Here is a 19,573-nt window from a genome sequence, read left to right on the forward strand (position 1 = left end):
GCCAAGCCCATCGTACTGCTGATTAACGAGCAATCTTTAAGTGATGCTGAAATGACGGCCGCAGGTTTTAAGCAATTAAAACTGGGTAAGATTATCGGTACAGAAACCTACCGGTGGATCATTTTTACTTCGGCTAAAGGCCTGGTTGATGGTTCTTCTTACCGTTTACCGTCCTGGGGCTGTTATACCATGGATGGCAAGAATATCGAAAAGGAGGGCGTTAAACCAGATATCTTTGTTAAAAATACTTTTGAAGACCGTCTGGCAGACAGGGACCCACAACTGGAAAAAGCAGTTGCCGAGATTTTGAAAGACCTGAAATAGGGTTAATTGTAAAAAGATTGTTTATTGTCGGATTGTGATATCGCCGGCAACCGGCAATAAAATATAAGCTGGGTTGCCAAATTAGTAATGAAACAATCTAATAATCCAGCAATACAAGCCATTCAATTTTTAAACAATTAACCAAATTTTTCCGTTTCTTTGAGCCTGGAATTATTTTAAAACATGGCAAACTTATTAACCGACAGGGCTTTTTGGGTGAATTATTGGGAAAGTAAAAAAGGACTTGCGGTTCAGTTACCTGCTAATTATTTATTTTACAGGCAACTGGCTGATATTATTCAGAAAGATAAGGTCAAGACAGCTATTGAATTAGGTGGCTTTCCTGGTTATTATGCCGTGTTCCTGAAAAAATACTTTAAACTTGACGTTACCCTTCTTGATTATTTTGTTCATCCGCCAGTGGTAAAAGAGCTTTTAGAAAAGAATGGTTTAACTGAAAACGATATCCACGTCATCGAAACCGATCTTTTCAATTACATGCCTGAACAACAATATGATCTGGTATTAAGCTGCGGTTTAATTGAACATTTTAACGATACCGCCGATATCATCAACAGACACATCGCTTTTGTAAAACCAGGTGGTACATTGTTTATCACACTGCCAAATTTTAAAGCGGTTAACGGTTGGTTCCAGAAGAACTTTGATAAGGAAAATTACGATAAACACAATATTAAGAGCATGGACCCGGCATTGCTGAAATCAATAGGTGAACAGGCCGGACTTAAAGATGTACAATCAGGTTATTTTGGACGCTTTAGTGTTTGGTTGGAAAACGAAGATCAAAAATCGGCAGGTGTGCGTTTATTTAAAAAAGCAGTTTGGCTGACCGGAAAAATATTTACGAAGCTGATCCCGTTCGAGAGCAAAAATCTGTCTCCTTATATTATCTTAGCAGCGAAAAAAAATTAACGCGCTATGTCAGTAAGTTGGGGTTACTCACCTAAAATCGAAAAATTTATTCCCCTGGCCGATTTTCCGGCAGATAAATATTTAATTGTTGCCAAACAGGCTATCGAAAATCTTGGCTGGGCCTTAAGTCACGTTTCCGAAACCGGCTTAATTGCTTATACCCCGATATCCTTCCAGTCGTACAGTGAAGAAGTATCAATCCGTATCCACGGAAATTTTGCAGTGGTAAAAAGTGAATGCGTGGGGATTCAGATGCTCTTTAATGATTACGGTAAAAACGATCTCAATCTGGAGAAATTTTTTCACGAATTTGAATATGTCGAATTTCACCTGAAAGATGTTTGGGAAGAGCATCTGCAAAAGTTTCACAAATTTATTGCTACACAGGATGACCATTACTTCGAAAAAGCCCCTTTAGCTACGAAGAATAAAATCAAAAACGTGTTGTTCTTGCTTTTCCCCCAGAAAGGTTATACGGTAACGCCAATCATTGTTGTACTTAATACGTTATATTATATCGCAATTGTTTTATTATCAATTGTATTCATGGCCTATCTGTCGCTAAAAACCGGACATGTTTCTCAAGAAGATTATCTTTCAGAAATAAAACGATTAGTATTAAACTTTGGTGTTAATCAACGCAATCTGGTTCTTGGAGGGCAATATTGGCGCCTGATCACTTATCAGTTTATCCATGGATCGGTTTCACACCTGTTTTTTAATATGTATGCCCTGGTTTATCTGGGTTTGATGATTGAGAATAAGCTAGGCTGGAAAAAATACCTTTTTATTTATTTAATGAGCGGGGTTTGCGGTGGTCTGGTCAGTTTGATTTTTCATCAGGAAGGGGTAATGATGGGGGCATCCGGAGCCATTATGGGCCTGTATGGTGCTTTTATTGCGCTGTTGATCACTAAGTCTTTTGAGCCTAAAGCCACTAAGGCTTTATTAGTAAGTACACTTATTGTATCATTATTGGTGGTTATAAATGGAGCATTTGGTAAAAGGGTAGATAATGCAGCGCACATCGGGGGCTTTGTTTCTGGTTTTATCCTTACTTATCTGCTCGCCTATGAGCCTGATAAAGCTTTTGAGGTTAAAACCTGGACAAGATATGCAGTATCGGTACTTTTATTTTTAATGTTTTTCAGCGGAGTGATTCATTTTAGTCCAAAATACGGGACAGAGGAATATCGAAAACTAAGAGATACCTTTAATACTAATCTGGGTTCACTCAATAACATTATGAATTTGAAAATCTCTTTGCTTAAAGATGTTAAACTTACTTCTATTAAAGAAGATGGTATCATACCCATGGAAAGAAACCTGATCATCATCAAGCAAATGCAGGCTCTGACTTTGAGGCCTGAAGATGCTAAAGAACGCGCTGAAAAAGTAAAGCTGAGTAAAGCAGCCCATAGGGCCGTAATGCTGATGTATCGGGATATTCAGGCCGATAGCACCTATCGCTATAGCAAACAGACTTCTGCCGCATTGGCACAGGTTTTCGAAATTCTTTACAAACCGGATTAAATTATCCGGCTTTTTTGTACAATCCGATTTCGCTTAATGTAATACAAACGGGCGATCTGGTAATGTTTATTCTTACTTTGTTGGATGTAAGAGGGGTATCCAATTTAACTAAGCGTTTTGCGCCAATACTCGTGCCCTCATAAATTTTTTTCCAGGTATTGTTTTCAAATATTTCAATGGTATAACCTTCTATCCGCTGACCTAAGGGAATGTACTCTTGCAGGCTGATAATATCAAAGGTTTTAGCGGTTTTCAAGTCCAGTTCTAAACTTGCCTCATGAACATTGTCACGGGTGGCCCAGTAAGTCTCTTTCTTGCCATCAAGCAGCGTAGCAACGTCATACTTTTTCCCTCTGCTATCACTTGCTTTGACTAATGCATTTTTAGCCAGGTTATGCTCGAAAGTATGTTTAACCATATCTCCAAAATTTTTCAGTGCAGCAACATCATCATCATGAAGTTGTCCGCGGGTATCGGGTGCTAAACCCAGGTCTAAACCTGCTCCACGGCCAACACTTTTTAAATACAGATCAAACAATTCTTCCGGGCTTTTTGGCTTTTCGTTAGGGTGATAGAACCAGCCTTTTCTAAGCGGAACATCGCATTCTGCCGGCATCCAGAATTTACCATTTCTGATGCCTTCAGGGCTTTGCGGGTAGTTTGCCTGCCCGGGTACGGCTACACTTTTTCCGTCCGGAGCCATCGGGGTGAAAGTAGCCCAGGAGGTTGGTGCAGCATGTCCGTCTTCATTACCTACCCAGCGTACGTCTAAACCGATATCGCTAAATATATTCGCCATGGGTTGCATTTTGCGTGTAATGGCCCAGGTATTGTTCCAATCATAGTAGGTGGTGTTGTCTATAGAGCGTTTTTCTTTTGCACCGCCATAATATCCATCGCCACCATTGGCACCATCATGCCAGCTCATAAAAAGTTCTCCAAAGTTGCTGTACAGTTCTTTTAACTGTGCCTGATAAACAGCTAGATATTTATCGGTACCATAAAGTGGATTATTTCTGTCCCATGGCGAACAATAGATACCAAACTTTAAGCCGTTTTTGCGTACGGCCAGTTCTACTTCCTTAACTAGATTTCCTTTTCCTCCTCTGAACGGGCTTTTGCTGATATTGTAGGCGGTTGTTTGAGTTGGCCATAAAGCAAAACCATCATGATGTTTGGCAACCAGAACAATACCTTTTAATCCACCCGCTTTAGCAGCTTTAATGATCTGGTCGGCATTGAAATCTGTTGGGTTAAATGTTTTCGGATCGGCATCGCCAAACCCCCACTCTTTATTTTCAAAAGTGGTAGGTGTAAAATGCATGATACCATAAACTTCAACATCATGCCAGGCCAATTGCCTTTTTGATGGTACAGCACCGTAAGGTTGAGGAGGTAACTGGGCATAAATAGCTGTCGAAAGAAGTAAAAAAAGGATCGATAAGGATTTCATAAACTTGTGGCTTAAGTTAACTAAAGTACAAATAATTAACATTGGCAAGCTATTTTTAACCAATATTTAAACTGTTGGAGATGCGAATACGAAACTATTTTTACCTCCTGAGTGTTACATCGATCTGTCAAACATTTAATTTCACTATATGTTAATTAAATATGAGCGCTTTTAATCAGACTCCTCCTGATGGAGGTACCGTATATGCAGAAACCAATCTGAGCCAATTATTTCCGGAACCCTTCAATACCTTGACAAGCTGCTTGTTCCTGGCTATAGCGGTATATTGGACAGTTAAACTGTGGGGTAATTTTAAGCAGCATAGCTTTTTAAGTATTGCGTTGGTGCTGCTTTATATCGGCGGTATCGGAGGCACTACTTACCACGGGTTCAGGCGCTGGCCGATCTTTATTATGATGGATTGGATGCCAATTATGCTTTTGTGCCTTTCGGCCGGGGTATACTTTCTTTCCAGGTTGACCAAATGGTATTTTGCCATTTTAATTGTAGCGGTATATGCCTTTTTTCAATTCTATGTGAGAAGGCTTTTTAGCAACGGCGATTTTCAGATTTTTATCAATATCAATTATGCCTTTATGGCCTCGCTGGTTTTATTTCCGGTATTTGGATACTTGATCAAAACAGAATGGAAAAACGGCAAATGGGTTGGCTTTGCCTTAATTGCCTTTATCTTTGCCTTAACTTTCCGCATTGCAGATCAATGGGATGTATTGAGTATAGGTACGCATTTCTTATGGCATACTTTCGGAGCAATAGCCTCTTTTTGTATGCTGAATTATATTTATTTAGTTAATTTTAAAAAGGTTAATTAGGTTTATTATGTCGGTTAAAAGGATATTTTTAACATTCTTGTTTGTCTCTTGTACCATATATCTCATCAATGCCCAGTCTAATCCCGCTGACAATAAACAGATTAAGGAATTTAAAATAGATACCCTAAATCTTGCAAAGATTATGTTTGGGATCGAAAAAGAATTAAGGTTAACAGTGGCTCAAAAACCTGAGGTTGAAGCTCAACTTAAGAAATACCTGATCAAACGGATGCAATATAACGAATTCAGGTATAGGGAACCTGAAGAATGGAGGGCTGCATCCAACAATTTGCTGTTTGATTTCTCTCAGAATTTAGAAAAAATCCTTAACGAAGATCAGGTTGATTGTTTTTGGGCGATGAAGCCGTTGTATAAAAACGACAATCTTTGGTGGAATATATTCGTATTTTATTAATCGTCAATCGTAAAAAATGTTTTCGAGATAAGATTAGCCTTGTTGATTTTTTTACTCAACAAGGCCAACTACTCTTTAGAACTTTGAATGCGCTTTGCTATAGTCTAATTTCTTCTGTCCACCGATGGCGTATTCAATGCCTCCCCATAAATGTTTCTGAAATTTATCGTCAGCCCAGCCTTCTTTGGTATGGCCCATGCAGGTGTAAAAAGCTCTTCCCCCATCAAAATCGTGGTACCAGGCAAATGGATGGAAATCACCGTTTTTACCACCAGTGTACGATTTCTCATCTAAGTTAATCAGTACTTTAATGTCAGGGTTAATGTTTTTAAAATTATATAACTCATCTTTTCTCATCCATACCGAATCGGTAAGGAATTTTGTAGCGGGGTGTTTTTTGTCTTTAATAATGAACCGGGCTTCCTGAACAGCTGGGTGACTGATAAAATAAGCACCGGCCAGTTTGCCATACCAAGGCCAATCATACTCGGTATCTGTGGCCGCGTGGATCCCAACATAACCTCCGCCAGCCTGGATGTACCTTTCAAAAGCTACCTGTTGTTTATCGTCTAAAACATCACCTGTAGTATTTAAGAAAATAACAGCAGCATATTTCTTTAGGTTATCTTCGGTAAAAACATCTGACTTTTCTGTTGTATCCACTTCAAAATGATGTTCTGCACCTAGTTTCTGGATTACCTCTTTTCCTGTTTCGATGGAGTTGTGCCTAAAGCCCTTTGTTTTGGAAAAAACTAAAACTTTTGCCGATTTCTTGACTACGGTATAACTTTGAAACAGAATTACTGTTCCAACTAACAAACATAAGGACAGGTATTTTTTCATTAGTCTGACTGGTTAGTATAATAGATTATAAGCTTTAAATTTAAGAAAGTTGTTTGATAATTTCCATACATCTTTCTTCAACTTGTTTACAAACGGGCTTAAACAGGCTATTATTCCAATATGGGTCTGTAACTTCATCGTTATCAAGAAAAAGTTTGACCTTTTTTCGCTCCATATCAGTTTTGGCGAGGCTTTTAATATCGGCCAAATTGTTCTTATCCATTACCAAAATCAGGTCGTAATAGTCAAACATCGAAGGATTAAACTGCTGTGCCCGCTGTTTGCTGATATCGTAACCTATTGCCTTGGCTGCAGCAATACTTCTGTGGTCCGGTGCCTGGCCAATATGCCAATTGCCCGTTCCTGCCGAAGCAATTTCCCAGCCTAAGTTTTGTTCATCTGCCAGATGACGCATAATGCCTTCAGCCAAAGGCGAACGGCAGATATTACCGAGGCAAACCATTAAAATTTTCAATGTTATTGTGCTTTAAAATAAAGTATTCTTTATGCGTAAATATCATTCAGCATTTTAGCCAGGCGCACGCCACCTTTTAACAACTGGTTGTTAAGGGTTTCCACCCAGTCAAAATTGTAGCGATAGCTTAATTTAGCATCTGGTTTGGTTGTTTCGTAAATTTTATTACAAATCGTGTACGATTCATAAATGCAATCTTTCAGGCTGGTGTTTTGCCAGTTGTAAAGCTGTACAGCCGAAGCATGATTTATCGCTTTTGCATATTCGGTATAGCTTAACTGTTGATACTCGATCAGCTGTTCGTCCCAAACCCTGTGGATGTTCGATTTTTCATTGAACCACAATACCGAAACCCGGTTGCCTCCCAAATCTTCTTTACGGGCAACATGCATAGGCTGGCATAAATCTCCGGCCAGGTGAACCAACATGCGCAAAGCCAGTTTCTTTTCCGAGGCTGTGCTACTTGTTTTCTTTAAAATGGCAATCAGATCAGGGATTTTATTGTACAGGTTTGGCGATTTTTCAGTGTCTAAAAAGTTGTAAACACCATTTTTATCTAATCCTGCCGGAAGATTGACAAAATGCCAGTTATACATATAGTTATAGGTAGAATCTGATTTAATAAAATCGCCCCAGTTGGCAGACATCGCCAAGGTTTCATAGCCTAAAATACTTTGAATGGCCTTGCGCGTTTTTGCTTTTAAATAACTATCGGCAATTTCGCCAACTACACGGTGGCCAATGGTTCCCCACGCATTTGCCCGGATAGGAAAATAGGCTAAAAAAACCAGGGCTAAAGCAATGGTTAATTTTTTTTTAATTGATGTTAAAATCATTTTTATAATTCTTTTGGTATGCAGGTAATTTTTTCTTTAAGTGTTAGTTTAATCTCCCGCTCATCGCTCAAACTTTCTAAAATTAAAGTATCAGCCGATTTTTTATTGATCAGGAAATTTTTGTCATACCGACCAATGCGGTAACATCCGGATATTTTTTGTTTATAATTGGCGTGTGTAAAGGTTGCACCTATAAATAACGTATCACCTTTAACTGCATATACGCCTTTGGCATATTCTTTCCAAATGCCATTGTTGTAACAAGAGTCCTCATAAAAATTTACTTTGCTATGGGTAACCATATCAATATAAACGGAATCGCAGGTAAATTTGAAATGGTGTTGTGTGTAGTTGCTCAACTTATGACTATAAGCAACAGAATCTTCATTCCAGACGCCTTGCATAAAATCTTCGCCCTTGCCCTGTATATTGGGCCGTGGACTACAGGCCAGATGTAAGATGGGTAATGTAAAAAGGATGAGGTAGCAATTCCTGAAAGCCAGCTGCAGTTTTTTCATTGTATTATTAATCGTTGCTTTTAGGGAACTGACTGGGAATAATCTTACTCTTTTTAGCGTTATTAATGACCAGAATTAAAAGACCTGCTGCAAAACATAGGCCGGCTATAAAGCTAATAACGCCCACGACAGTATTGTATTTCATAACTTCTGTAGGGGTTAGATTTTGCGAGGCCATGAGCAATGGCATCAATAAGCTATAAAGTAAGTTAATAATCAGGCCCATGCCTGAGCCAATAGTCATTAAGATGGCTTCGACCGAAGATTTTTTTATTAGAAAAAAGCAACAGGCTCCAAATACAACACAGGGTGGAATGATGGGGATCAAGCTTAAAAGGTTAGAGAGTATTGAATTCATATTACCTGTGTTTTAATTACCTGATTGATTTGGGTGTAATCTGTAAAAGTGACGTCATTCCTGCGCAGGCGGGAATCTTAAAACCTATCGCATTAAGATTCCCATCCGATGGCTATCGGGGCGAGTTGGGAATGACGACCCATCTCATAATTTATTTCAAGCTGCCAACCATGTCTTCAGGGCGTACCCACTCATCAAACTGCTCATTGGTTAATAATCCCAATTCCACAGCAGCTGCTTTTAAGGTTTTATTTTCTTTATGGGCTTTCTTCGCAATTTTAGCTGCATTTTCGTAACCCACATGTGGATTCAAAGCCGTAACCAACATTAAGGAATTTTGCAGGTGTTTTTCAATTTCAGGTAAGTTTGCCGTTATTCCTTCAGCGCATTTATCGGTAAAAGAAACACAGGCATCACCAATTAAACGTGCCGATTGTAATACATTGGCTGCAATTAATGGTTTAAATACATTCAGTTCGAAGTGACCATTCAAGCCGCCCACTGAAACAGCAACATCATTACCGATTACCTGCGCACAAACCATGGTTAAAGCCTCTGGTTGTGTAGGGTTAACCTTTCCTGGCATAATAGACGATCCGGGTTCGTTATCTGGAATTACAATTTCGCCAATGCCGCAACGGGGACCAGAACTTAACATTCTTACATCATTGGCTATTTTCATTAAGGCAACTGCTGTGCGTTTTAATGCGCCGGAAAGTTCTACCATCGCATCATGTGCAGCTAAAGCCTCAAATTTATTTGGAGCGGTAACAAAAGGCAAACCAGTTAAATCGGCAATTTTTTTAGCCACTAAAACATCATATCCTTTTGGTGTATTTAAGCCTGTACCCACAGCAGTCCCTCCCAAAGCCAGTTCGGCAACCATAACCAGGGCGTTTTTAATTGCCCGGATGCTATTGTCGATCTGTTGCACATAACCAGAAAATTCCTGACCTAAAGTTAATGGAGTTGCATCCATAAAGTGCGTACGGCCTGTTTTAACAATCGTACTAAATTCTTCTACTTTTTGGGCTAATGTATTTCTTAATTTTTCTAAACCAGGAATGGTATTTTCTACCGTAAGTTTATAGGCCGCAATATGCATTGCAGTTGGATAGGTATCGTTTGATGATTGTGATTTATTTACATCATCATTTGGGTGAAGCACTTTTTTATCGTCAGCTAATGAACCGCCATTAATAACATGGGCACGGTTTGCAATTACCTCATTGCCGTTCATGTTACTTTGTGTGCCAGAACCCGTTTGCCAGATGACCAAAGGAAACTGATCATCCAATTGCCCTGCAATGATTTCATCACAGGCTTTGGCAATTAAATCTGCTTTCTCTGCAGATAATACGCCAAGTTCGTTATTGGCAAGTGCGGCTGCTTTTTTCAGGTATCCAAAAGCGTGGATAATTTCTTTTGGCATCGAACCTTCCGGACCGATTTTAAAGTTATTGCGTGAGCGTTCGGTTTGTGCACCCCAGTATTTGTCGGCAGGTACCTGCACCTCGCCCATGGTATCGTGTTCTATTCTGAAACTCATTATATTTTTGATTTTGTTGTCGCAAATTTAGGTTTTTTGCCTTTTAAAGCGTTGTATTTATGTAAGATATTTAATGGATAAGAAAATATATAGCCGAAATGTTGTATTCCTTTTTATTCCCTATCGTTAATTTACAAACTTTTATCGGCGCCAGCTAGTTCTACCAATGAAATCATATTCATACCTTTACCGCAGATATGCAGGGATTAGTTATTAAATCTACAGGGAGCTGGTATAGTGTTCTGGCCGATAATGGCGAACGTTACGATTGCAGGATTATAGGCAAATTCAGGATTAAAGGACTTAAAACCACCAACCCGATTGCGGTTGGCGACCGGGTGAAATTTGAGCTGGAAAAGGATAGTAACCAGGGTTTGATCAACGAAATGTTGCCCCGTAAGAACTATATCATCCGTAAATCGATTAACCTGAGTAAACAGGCACAGATATTAGCGGCTAATTTAGATATGGCCATGTTAGTGGTTACATTAGCTTCTCCCCGTACTTCATTAGGTTTTATCGATCGTTTTTTGGTTACGGCCGAAGCTTATGATGTGCCTGCGGTATTGGTGTTTAATAAACTCGATTTATTCAGTAAAGAGGGCTTAGAAATTCTGCAGGAGTTTAAAAATATCTACGAAAATATCGGCTATGCCTGTTACGAAGTTTCCGCTTTAAAAGGTATAAATATTCCGGTTATCCAGGAATTGATTACCGATAAAATTACTTTGATATCGGGGCATTCAGGTGTAGGAAAATCAAGCTTGATCAATGCGTTGATGCCTGATCGTGATCTCAGAACAGGGGAGGTTTCTGACTGGAGCGATAAAGGGCAGCATACCACTACTTTTGCCGAAATGTTCGAACTGCCACAAGGCGGCTTTATTGTAGATTCTCCTGGCATCAGGGAACTTGGGGTAATTGATATCGAGAAAGAAGAATTGGGACATTTTTTTAGGGAAATCTTTGAAACTTCGCATCATTGCCGCTTCAACAACTGCAGGCACATTAACGAACCGGGTTGTGCTGTTATCGAAGCCGTAAATGAAGGTGAAATAGCGGTTTCGAGATATGAAAGTTACCTCAGTATTTATCATGGTAACGATACGCGGCATTAGTTTAGTCAGAAGTTGGAAGTTCGGAGTCCGAAGTTATGACATGCGCAAAGAAACTGCTTAAACATAACAACGAGATATATTATAAACCTTTGCTAAAAAACATAGAGATGAAGTTTAAACTGGGAGATTTTGTGCGTTTTGTTGATGAAAAACGTGAGGGTTATGTAACCAAAATTATAGATGCACAAACTTTAGGTGTTACTGATGAAGATGGTTTCGAGATACCTGTTGCGGTGAGTAATTTGACCTCTGTACATGGTCATGGTGTGGTTGCTGAGGAATTGGATACGCCAAAACCCATCCAGGTGAATATCCCGAGCGTTAGCAAAATCGAAAATGGCATTTATATAGCTGTTGCTACCAATGATAAGGCGGGCAATGTGGTACATTTTCATCTTCAGAATCATTCTCCAAACATTTTATTGGCAGGTCTGATTACCGATCGTAAAGGGAAATATGCGGGCGCTTTTCATGGGATAATTGAATCTTACGGCTCCACTTTGGTTTATTCTGCATCATTGGCTGATCTTGACCTTTGGCCGGAATTTAACTTTCAGCTTGTGGTGTTTAGCCAAGCTGATGTGAAACCTATCGATCCGTTGGTCATCCGTAAAAAGTTCAGGGCAAAAGATTTTAGTACCGAAAAGAAGGAATTGCCTCAATTGCGGAATAAAGGTTGGCTGATCCGTTTGGATGACCTTGTTCCGGTAACCATTGATCCACAGAAATTAAAAGAAAGTTTCTTTAAATCTTCAGAGGAGAAAAGAACAGTTGAAGCACCACAAAAAGAGATTGATCTGCACATTGAAAAACTGAGAGATGATCATCATTTTTTAGAAGCAGATGAAATGTTGCAGATACAGATCAACCATTTTCAAACCGCTATGGATGCCGCGGTGGTTCATCACTTTGATAAAATCGTTTTTATCCATGGTACAGGGAATGGTACCTTAAGGGATAAAATCCATAAACTGATCAGTAAAAATCCCCATGTAAAAACCTATATGGATGCCAGAAAAGAAAAGTTTGGTTATGGTGCCACTGAAGTAGTTTTTAAATGATGGAAGAGGGAAGATGTAGGATGGGTGATGGAGGAGTTCTTTTACATGCGATCCCTCATTCTGAGGGATAATTTATTTTATAAAAATTAATATAAGTGACAGATAAATTTTAGTAATATTCCCCGAGAGATCGTCATTCCCAACTTGATTGGAATCTTTTTAGTGGTGTAAGATGTTTCCATCTTGCACTGAATTGGTTTTTTAAACATTGACTAAATCAAAGGGTACGCTTTTTGCAGAGCTGTAATTTCTTTTTGTAAAAGATTAAAACTAGCTTTGCCGCAATTCATGAAACACTTTGTTACCATATCGCTTGTATTTTTTAGCTTAACACATTTGGCAAAAGCCGAACGTGTTGAAGGGCTAAGGATATTAAACGAATATTGCAATGAGCATAACATTAATGTTAATGCAAGTGGTAAAGCTTCGGTTCAGCTCAATGAAGACCGTAATCCCTATTTATTATCCTACACAAGGTTAGCCTTAATCGGAACGCAAGCTCCCTTAAAAGTGGCTAAATATGTAAATGCAGACCAGGTAATTGCTGATTTAACCATCAGAAAAAAACCAAAAAACAATAGTCCCTAGTCCGTTTCTTTCTAAAAAATCTGTTAAGATTTAAGCCCCATCACATCAACAACTGCCAAACTGACTTAATGCTGACAATGGCTTGGTTGTTGTAACACACCCATTTTCAATAATAAAATACGATTTAGAATATAATGTTAGGATTTTTAGCGAAGATTTTCGGAAGTAAATCAGAAAGAGATATAAAGGCTATACAGCCATTGGTTATTAAAATTAACGAACACTACAGTAAACTATCTGCCTTAAGCAATGATGAGTTGCGTGGCAAAACCATTGAGTTTAAAGAAAGAATTTCAGCTTTTTTAGCTGATATTGATCAGAAAATTACGGCACTAAAAGCTGAGGCAGAAAGTGAAGAATTAGATCTTCACCAAAAAACAGCCATTTATGATCAGGTTGATGCTTTAGGTAAAGACCGCGATACCGAACTGGAAAAAGTACTTCTGGAAATCCTTCCGGAAGCTTTTGCAGTAATTAAAGAAACTTCACGCCGTTTAAGCGAAAACGATTATTTAGAGGTTACTGCAACCCAGTTTGACAGAGATTATGCTGCAAGAAAAAACAATGTAAAAATTGTTGGCGATAAAGCACAATGGGCCAATAAATGGGACGCTGCCGGAACGGAAGTAGCCTGGAACATGGTACATTACGATGTGCAGTTGATTGGTGGTATTGTATTGCACAGCGGTAAAATCGCCGAAATGGCAACCGGTGAAGGTAAGACCCTGGTAAGTACATTGCCGGCTTACTTAAATGCATTGGCCGGACAAGGTGTACACATTGTAACGGTGAATGATTACCTGGCCCGTCGTGATAGTGAGTGGAATGGCCCTTTATTCGAATTCCATGGTTTAACGGTTGATTGTATTGATAAACATGAGCCAAACTCGGAAGCCAGAAGAAAGGCTTACGCCGCAGATATTACTTACGGAACCAATAATGAGTTCGGTTTTGATTACCTGCGTGACAATATGTCGCAAACGCCAGATCAATTGGTACAGCGCAAGCTGCACTTTGCCATGGTGGATGAGGTCGATTCGGTTTTAATTGATGATGCCCGTACGCCTTTGATTATTTCCGGTCCGATTCCACGCGGAGATGAACATGAGTTTTATGAGTTGAAACCACGTATTGAGCGTTTGGTTAATGCACAAAAAGCTTATGTAACACAAGCCTTAAACGAAGCTAAAAAATTAATTAATGCAGGTAACAGTGGAACCGAAGAAGGTGAAGGTGGTTTAGCCTTATTACGTGCCTACCGTGGTTTGCCAAAAAACAAAGCTTTAATTAAATTTTTAAGTGAAACCGGTATCCGTGGTTTGTTGTTAAAAACAGAAAACCATTACATGGCAGATCAATCCAAGAATATGCCAAAGGTAGATTCTGAATTGTATTTCTACATTGATGAGAAGAATAACCAGGTTGAATTAACTGAAAAAGGTATCGAACTGATTACCCAATCAGGTGAAGATCCTCATTTCTTTGTTTTGCCTGATGTAGGCACCGAAATTGCAGAGCTTGAAAAATCTGACCTTCCTTTGGAAGAAAAGGTGATGCAGAAAGATGCTTTAATGCGCGATTATTCTGTTAAAGCAGAACGTATCCATTCGGTTAACCAGTTATTAAAAGCCTATACTTTATTCGAAATTGATGTGGAATACATCATTGATGAAGGAAAGATCAAAATTGTTGATGAGCAGACGGGCCGTATTATGGATGGCCGCCGTTACTCTGATGGTTTGCACCAGGCCATTGAGGCTAAAGAAAATGTTAAGGTTGAAGATGCTACCCAAACTTATGCAACCGTAACCTTACAGAACTATTTCCGTATGTACCATAAACTTTGCGGTATGACGGGTACTGCGACTACAGAAGCTGGTGAGTTTTGGTCGATCTATAAACTGGATGTGGTAGAGATTCCTACCAACAGAAATATTTCGAGGATTGATGAGCAGGATTACGTTTACCGTACCGTTCGCGAGAAATATAACGCCGTTGCGGCAGAAATACAATACCTGGTTTTCCCATATTCTCATTATGAAACCGAATATGAAACAGATAAAGAAGGTAACATCAAACAGAAAGATGGCAAACCGGTTGTTAAATATGACCAAACCGGTAGAGCTGTACCTAAGCTCGATGCTAAAGGGGCATTAATTCCTGCAGTTAATCCTCAAACAGGACAGTTAGAGCCAAAAGCAGGCCGTCCGGTATTGGTGGGTACCACTTCCGTCGAGATTTCCGAGTTATTAAGCCGTATGCTTAAACTTCGTGGTATCAAACACAATGTTTTGAATGCTAAAATGCACCAGAGAGAGGCCGATATCGTTGCCGAAGCTGGCCAGGCAGGAACGGTAACCATTGCAACCAATATGGCTGGTCGTGGTACCGATATCAAACTGGGGCCAGGTGTTAAGGAAGCCGGAGGTTTAGCTATCGTAGGTACCGAACGTCACGAATCCCGTCGTGTAGACAGGCAGTTACGTGGTCGTGCAGGTCGTCAGGGTGATCCCGGATCATCACAGTTCTTCGTTTCATTGGAAGATAACTTAATGCGTTTATTTGGTTCAGAGCGTATCTCTAGTATCATGGTACGTATGGGTATTGAAGATGGTGAAGTGATTCAGCATTCAATGATTACCAAATCTATCGAGCGTGCACAGAAAAAAGTAGAAGAAAACAACTTTGGTATCCGTAAACGTTTGTTGGAGTATGATGATGTGATGAACTCGCAACGTACCGTAATCTATGCCAAACGTAAAAATGCTTTATTCGGCGAACGTTTAGATGTGGATATGAACAACATGGTTTTCGATGTTGCTGAAGACATTGTGAGCGAATATAAACAAGAAGCAAATTACGACGGTTTCAAGCTTGAAGTAATCAAAAACTTCTCTTTAGATACGGAGATTACTGAAAAAGAATTCTCTTCAACCAGTACCGCTCAGTTAACCGAAAAGTTATTTGAAGAAGCAGAGTCGTTTTATGCGCGTAAATCTGAAGCCATTATTCAGCAATCGTTACCGGTATTAACCCAGGTTTATGAAGAACGTGGAGATCATATCGAACAGATTGTGGTGCCGTTTACAGATGGTATCCGTGGTATACAGGTAGCTGTAGATTTAAAGAAAGCAATTGAGAATAAAGGAAAAGAGGTAGTTCGGTCATTCGAAAAAACCATTGTTCTTGCTTTAATTGATGATAGCTGGAAAGAACATTTACGCGAAATGGATGATCTGAAGCAATCGGTACAAAATGCGGTTTACGAGCAGAAAGATCCCTTGGTAATTTATAAAATGGAAGCTTTCAACTTGTTTAAAAACATGCTTAACGAAGTAAATAAGGAAGTGGTAAGTTTCTTGTATAAAGGTGGTATTCCGGTACAGCAAGAGCCGGATCAGGTAAGAGAAGCACCAGCTCCGGTTAAACAGCCAAAGCTACAAACCACTAAACAGGAGTTTGGAAGAGAAGAGCCGGGTATCGAATTTGGCGATACACGTGAAGCTGTTCCGCAGCAGCCCATCCGCAAAGAAGCAACTGTTGGTAGAAACGAACCTTGCCCTTGTGGTAGCGGTAAAAAGTACAAAAACTGCCATGGTGCTAATTTGTAATCACGATATATAATGCTTTATCAAGCCTCAACATTTGTTGAGGCTTTTTTTTTGACAAAAATTTTTATGATATCAAAATATAGCCTAACCCTGATTTCTACCTAAACGGCCGATTCCATCGGCAATATCATGGAGAAATCTCTGGATTTACATCAACTATTAAAGATCTAGCTTCGCTGAGCCCTCGGGTTCTCGACTTCTCTGTGCTCCATTCGTAATGACGAGTCAAAATCTCCCAAATAATAACCATTTGCTTAACCCATAAAGAATGCCGATTTTTGCAACGATTTCGGCATTCTTGTTGTTAAGAAGATGGAGGTGATATATCTGCTCATTAAATGCCAATTATTTTACTCATGAAAACGACCTTTACTTTTATATCCTGTTTGTTTCTTACCATAACTGCTTTTGCACAGAAAGGCGAAGTAACTGTTATAAAAGACCCTTTAATTGATAGTTTAATTGCCAAACGGCTGGAGGTTTATAAATCCTCAGGTGAGGTAAAACCTGGCAAACCAATTGTTTCATCCTACGGCTACCGTGTACAGATTTTTTACGGCTCAGACCGGCGCGAGGTTTTTAACCAACAGGCACGTTTTAAAGGAATGTACCCTCAGTTAAATACTTATCTTACCTACAAAGAACCCAACTATTATGTTCGTGTGGGCGATTTCAGAAGCCGTTTAGAGGCTCAACGCCTGATTAACGAACTCAGACCAACTTTCCCAACTTTGTTTATTTTTAGGGAAAAAATAAATGCACCAACTTTAGATACCACAACAACCAATGATCAAAAATAAAGTACAGGAACTGGCCGCTCAAATTTTTAATGATGTCGTAGGCTATCGTCAACATATTCATGCCAATCCGGAGTTATCTTTTAAGGAATTCGAAACTTCACAGTTTATTAAGGATAAATTAAAAAAATGGGGAATTGAATATACCAACTGTGCCAATACAGGTGTGGTGGGTTTAATTAAGGGCAGCCAGCCATCAGATAAGGTTATCGCATTACGTGCTGATATGGATGCCTTACCCATTCACGAAGCAAACGACAAACCTTACCGATCCAAAAATCATGGTGTAATGCATGCCTGCGGACACGATGTGCATACTTCTTCCCTTTTAGGAACAGCTTATATCCTGAATCAAATGAAAGATGATTTCGGCGGAACCATTAAACTTATTTTTCAGCCTGCTGAAGAACTTTTACCGGGCGGAGCAAGCATCATGATCAAAGAAGGCGTACTTGAAAATCCAAAGCCGCATCATATCGTTGGCCAGCATGTAATGCCACTGATTGATGCCGGGAAAGTAGGTTTTCGTTCGGGTATTTACATGGCCTCTACTGATGAACTTTATGTTACGGTAACGGGAAAAGGGGGGCATGGTGCACAGCCACATCAAAACATCGATCCGGTTTTAATTGCTTCGCATATCATTATTGCTTTGCAACAGATCGTAAGTCGAAATGCCGATCCGCGTATTCCATCGGTTTTATCTTTTGGTAAAGTAACGGCCAACGGTGCGACCAATATCATTCCGAATGAGGTTAAAATTGAAGGTACATTTAGAACCTTAGATGAAGACTGGAGAGATGAAGCACACAAACGCATGAAGAAAATGGCCGAAGGGATTGCTGAAAGCATGGGAGGAAGCTGCGATTTCGATATTCACAGAGGTTATCCGTTTTTAATCAACGAAGAAAAACTAACGGCTAATGCAAGAGCCTTCGCAGAAGATTTTTTGGGTAAAGAAAATGTGGTTGATTTAGATATCTGGATGGCTGCTGAAGATTTTTCTTTCTACTCACAGGTAACAGATGCTTGTTTTTATCGTTTAGGTACTGGGAACGCAGCAAAAGACACACAATATTCGGTACATACGCCAAGATTTGATGTGGATGAAGATGCCTTGAAAATTTCAACCGGGTTAATGGCCTATATTGCTTTAAAACAACTGGGGAACTGATGATGTAAGATGGAGGAAGTAAGATGGATAACGGAATTAAAATTCCTATCTGTTTTATCGTAGCCCATTTATATCTTCCCTCTTCCATTTTACCTTTTACATTTATCCATGAAAAAGATATTTTTCTATATACTGTTTACTTCGCTTTTCTATAAAGGTTTCGCTCAGGAAATTAACCGCTTTAATCCGGATACAATTAAAACCATTGTACTGGATTCAGCTGTAAATATCAAGGCTGAGAAGTTGAATGTAGAAACCTTTATCCGAAAGGTAATGTATGATACTTCCTTTTATCAATCGTTCAGGGATATGAAACGTTATACTTTTATTGCTGAGAACCGGATTTATAGTTATGATAAAAATAATAAAGTAGATGGGAAAATTTACCGTAAAATCCGCCATAACAATAGTGGTCCTTATAAAATGGAGTATCTGGTAAAACAGGATACAGGGAAAATTTATAAAAGAAACGGGAAATACCAGTTGTATACCGTAGAAATGTTCGATTACATTTTTATGAACGCTTATAACACCGATTTTGTGCCCAATGCACCCAAGCCTGATGGAAAAGGAGGAACAAACGAAAGTTATAAAGACAAACTAAAAACCTTAATTTTTAATCCCGGCCGTCCGATAAAAGTGCCGTTCATTGGTAGCAAAACTGAAATATTTTCGGCCAATATGCGCCAATATTATGATTATGGTTTCACCAGTGGTACTTACCTCGATTCTATCCCGGTGTATCGCTTTAAAGTTTCTGTTAAACCTGATTTAAGCAAATGGACCAAAGATGGTATCATGATCAAAGAACTGGTTACCATTTTTGATAAGCGTAATTTTAATATCCTTGGCCGTTATGTCGATATGAAATACAGCAATATGCTATTTGATTTTGATGTGCAGATGAATATTGAAATGGGCTATTTCGGAGAAGATAAATTACCAACCAAAATTACTTATCAGGGCAACTGGGATTATCCTTTCAAAAAAGAAGAAAGAGCAAGTTTTTTAATCGTACACAAAGATTATAAACTCGAAAAGAGTAAATAGTGATTCACGATCACGATTTCATGGGAATAAAGAGTAAAATAATCATTATAAATAAATATTATTCGAACTCAGGTTACTATCTTTAAAAGATTATTTTAATCCAT

The 19,573-nt window shown here is 39.1% G+C and carries 19 protein-coding genes; 12 read left to right on the forward strand and 7 right to left on the reverse strand.

Annotated features, from left to right (window positions below; translation table 11 throughout):
* Positions 1 to 9 precede the first annotated feature (9 nt).
* From ACK1I8_RS20785 to ACK1I8_RS20795, 3 genes are all read left to right on the forward strand, one after another.
* Positions 10 to 324: a S41 family peptidase gene (locus ACK1I8_RS20785; protein WP_412469399.1), complete on the forward strand. Its 315-nt coding sequence runs from the start codon at positions 10 to 12 to the stop codon at positions 322 to 324.
* A 183-nt stretch (positions 325 to 507) separates the two neighbouring features.
* Complete coding sequence (locus ACK1I8_RS20790) at positions 508 to 1,257, forward strand: class I SAM-dependent methyltransferase (protein ID WP_412467164.1); 750 nt, start codon at positions 508 to 510, stop codon at positions 1,255 to 1,257.
* Positions 1,258 to 1,263: 6 nt separating this feature from the next.
* Positions 1,264 to 2,790: a rhomboid family intramembrane serine protease gene (locus ACK1I8_RS20795; RefSeq protein ID WP_412467165.1), complete on the forward strand. Its 1,527-nt coding sequence runs from the start codon at positions 1,264 to 1,266 to the stop codon at positions 2,788 to 2,790.
* A 1-nt stretch (position 2,791) separates the two neighbouring features.
* Here the strand turns inward: ACK1I8_RS20795 and ACK1I8_RS20800 are convergent, their stop codons facing one another.
* A complete protein-coding gene (locus ACK1I8_RS20800; protein ID WP_412467166.1) occupies positions 2,792 to 4,243 on the reverse strand; it encodes an alpha-L-fucosidase in 1,452 nt (483 codons plus the stop codon).
* A 161-nt stretch (positions 4,244 to 4,404) separates the two neighbouring features.
* Here ACK1I8_RS20800 and ACK1I8_RS20805 point away from each other — a divergent pair, with 161 nt between their 5' ends.
* Complete coding sequence (locus ACK1I8_RS20805; protein ID WP_412467167.1) at positions 4,405 to 5,076, forward strand: hypothetical protein; 672 nt, start codon at positions 4,405 to 4,407, stop codon at positions 5,074 to 5,076.
* A gap of 7 nt (positions 5,077 to 5,083) precedes the next feature.
* Positions 5,084 to 5,491: a hypothetical protein gene (locus ACK1I8_RS20810; protein WP_412467168.1), complete on the forward strand. Its 408-nt coding sequence runs from the start codon at positions 5,084 to 5,086 to the stop codon at positions 5,489 to 5,491.
* A gap of 75 nt (positions 5,492 to 5,566) precedes the next feature.
* On the opposite strand, the gene ACK1I8_RS20815 is transcribed toward ACK1I8_RS20810, so the two are convergent.
* The 6 genes from ACK1I8_RS20815 to fumC form a co-directional block, all read right to left on the reverse strand.
* Complete coding sequence (locus tag ACK1I8_RS20815; RefSeq protein WP_412467169.1) at positions 5,567 to 6,334, reverse strand: ThuA domain-containing protein; 768 nt, start codon at positions 6,332 to 6,334, stop codon at positions 5,567 to 5,569.
* A 40-nt stretch (positions 6,335 to 6,374) separates the two neighbouring features.
* Positions 6,375 to 6,809, reverse strand: a complete 435-nt coding sequence (locus ACK1I8_RS20820; protein WP_412467170.1) for a low molecular weight protein-tyrosine-phosphatase — start codon at positions 6,807 to 6,809, stop codon at positions 6,375 to 6,377.
* A 29-nt stretch (positions 6,810 to 6,838) separates the two neighbouring features.
* The gene (locus ACK1I8_RS20825; RefSeq protein WP_412467171.1) at positions 6,839 to 7,645 is read right to left on the reverse strand and encodes a S1/P1 nuclease; all 807 of its coding nucleotides are present in this window, start codon (positions 7,643 to 7,645) and stop codon (positions 6,839 to 6,841) included.
* Between the two features lie 2 nt (positions 7,646 to 7,647).
* Positions 7,648 to 8,163, reverse strand: coding sequence for a fumarate hydratase (locus ACK1I8_RS20830; RefSeq protein WP_412467172.1), 516 nt, complete (start codon positions 8,161 to 8,163; stop codon positions 7,648 to 7,650).
* A gap of 7 nt (positions 8,164 to 8,170) precedes the next feature.
* Complete coding sequence (locus ACK1I8_RS20835) at positions 8,171 to 8,521, reverse strand: hypothetical protein (protein WP_412467173.1); 351 nt, start codon at positions 8,519 to 8,521, stop codon at positions 8,171 to 8,173.
* 151 nt (positions 8,522 to 8,672) lie between these two features.
* Positions 8,673 to 10,070, reverse strand: coding sequence for a class II fumarate hydratase (gene fumC, locus ACK1I8_RS20840; protein ID WP_412467174.1), 1,398 nt, complete (start codon positions 10,068 to 10,070; stop codon positions 8,673 to 8,675).
* 197 nt (positions 10,071 to 10,267) lie between these two features.
* Here fumC and rsgA point away from each other — a divergent pair, with 197 nt between their 5' ends.
* The 7 genes from rsgA (at position 10,268) to ACK1I8_RS20875 (ending at position 19,469) form a co-directional block, all read left to right on the forward strand.
* The gene (rsgA, locus tag ACK1I8_RS20845; protein WP_412467175.1) at positions 10,268 to 11,188 is read left to right on the forward strand and encodes a ribosome small subunit-dependent GTPase A; all 921 of its coding nucleotides are present in this window, start codon (positions 10,268 to 10,270) and stop codon (positions 11,186 to 11,188) included.
* 107 nt (positions 11,189 to 11,295) lie between these two features.
* On the forward strand, positions 11,296 to 12,249 hold the full coding sequence (locus ACK1I8_RS20850) for a Smr/MutS family protein (protein WP_412467176.1): 954 nt from the start codon (positions 11,296 to 11,298) through the stop codon (positions 12,247 to 12,249).
* A gap of 288 nt (positions 12,250 to 12,537) precedes the next feature.
* Positions 12,538 to 12,837 carry a hypothetical protein gene (locus ACK1I8_RS20855; RefSeq protein WP_412467177.1) on the forward strand — a complete coding sequence of 100 codons (300 nt, stop codon included), beginning with the start codon at positions 12,538 to 12,540 and terminating at the stop codon, positions 12,835 to 12,837.
* A 134-nt stretch (positions 12,838 to 12,971) separates the two neighbouring features.
* Positions 12,972 to 16,448, forward strand: a complete 3,477-nt coding sequence (locus tag ACK1I8_RS20860) for a preprotein translocase subunit SecA (RefSeq protein WP_412467178.1) — start codon at positions 12,972 to 12,974, stop codon at positions 16,446 to 16,448.
* 356 nt (positions 16,449 to 16,804) lie between these two features.
* Positions 16,805 to 17,248 (forward strand): SPOR domain-containing protein, encoded by a 444-nt coding sequence (locus tag ACK1I8_RS20865; protein WP_412467179.1) that lies wholly within the window; start codon positions 16,805 to 16,807, stop codon positions 17,246 to 17,248.
* Positions 17,235 to 18,419 (forward strand): M20 metallopeptidase family protein, encoded by a 1,185-nt coding sequence (locus ACK1I8_RS20870; protein WP_412467180.1) that lies wholly within the window; start codon positions 17,235 to 17,237, stop codon positions 18,417 to 18,419. Before ACK1I8_RS20865 ends, ACK1I8_RS20870 begins: the two co-directional genes overlap by 14 nt.
* A 108-nt stretch (positions 18,420 to 18,527) precedes the next feature.
* A complete protein-coding gene (locus ACK1I8_RS20875) occupies positions 18,528 to 19,469 on the forward strand; it encodes a hypothetical protein (protein ID WP_412467181.1) in 942 nt (313 codons plus the stop codon).
* Positions 19,470 to 19,573: the final 104 nt, after the last annotated feature.

It is taken from the genome of Pedobacter sp. KLB.chiD (assembly GCF_047040275.1).
In the GTDB taxonomy this organism is placed as follows: domain Bacteria; phylum Bacteroidota; class Bacteroidia; order Sphingobacteriales; family Sphingobacteriaceae; genus Pedobacter.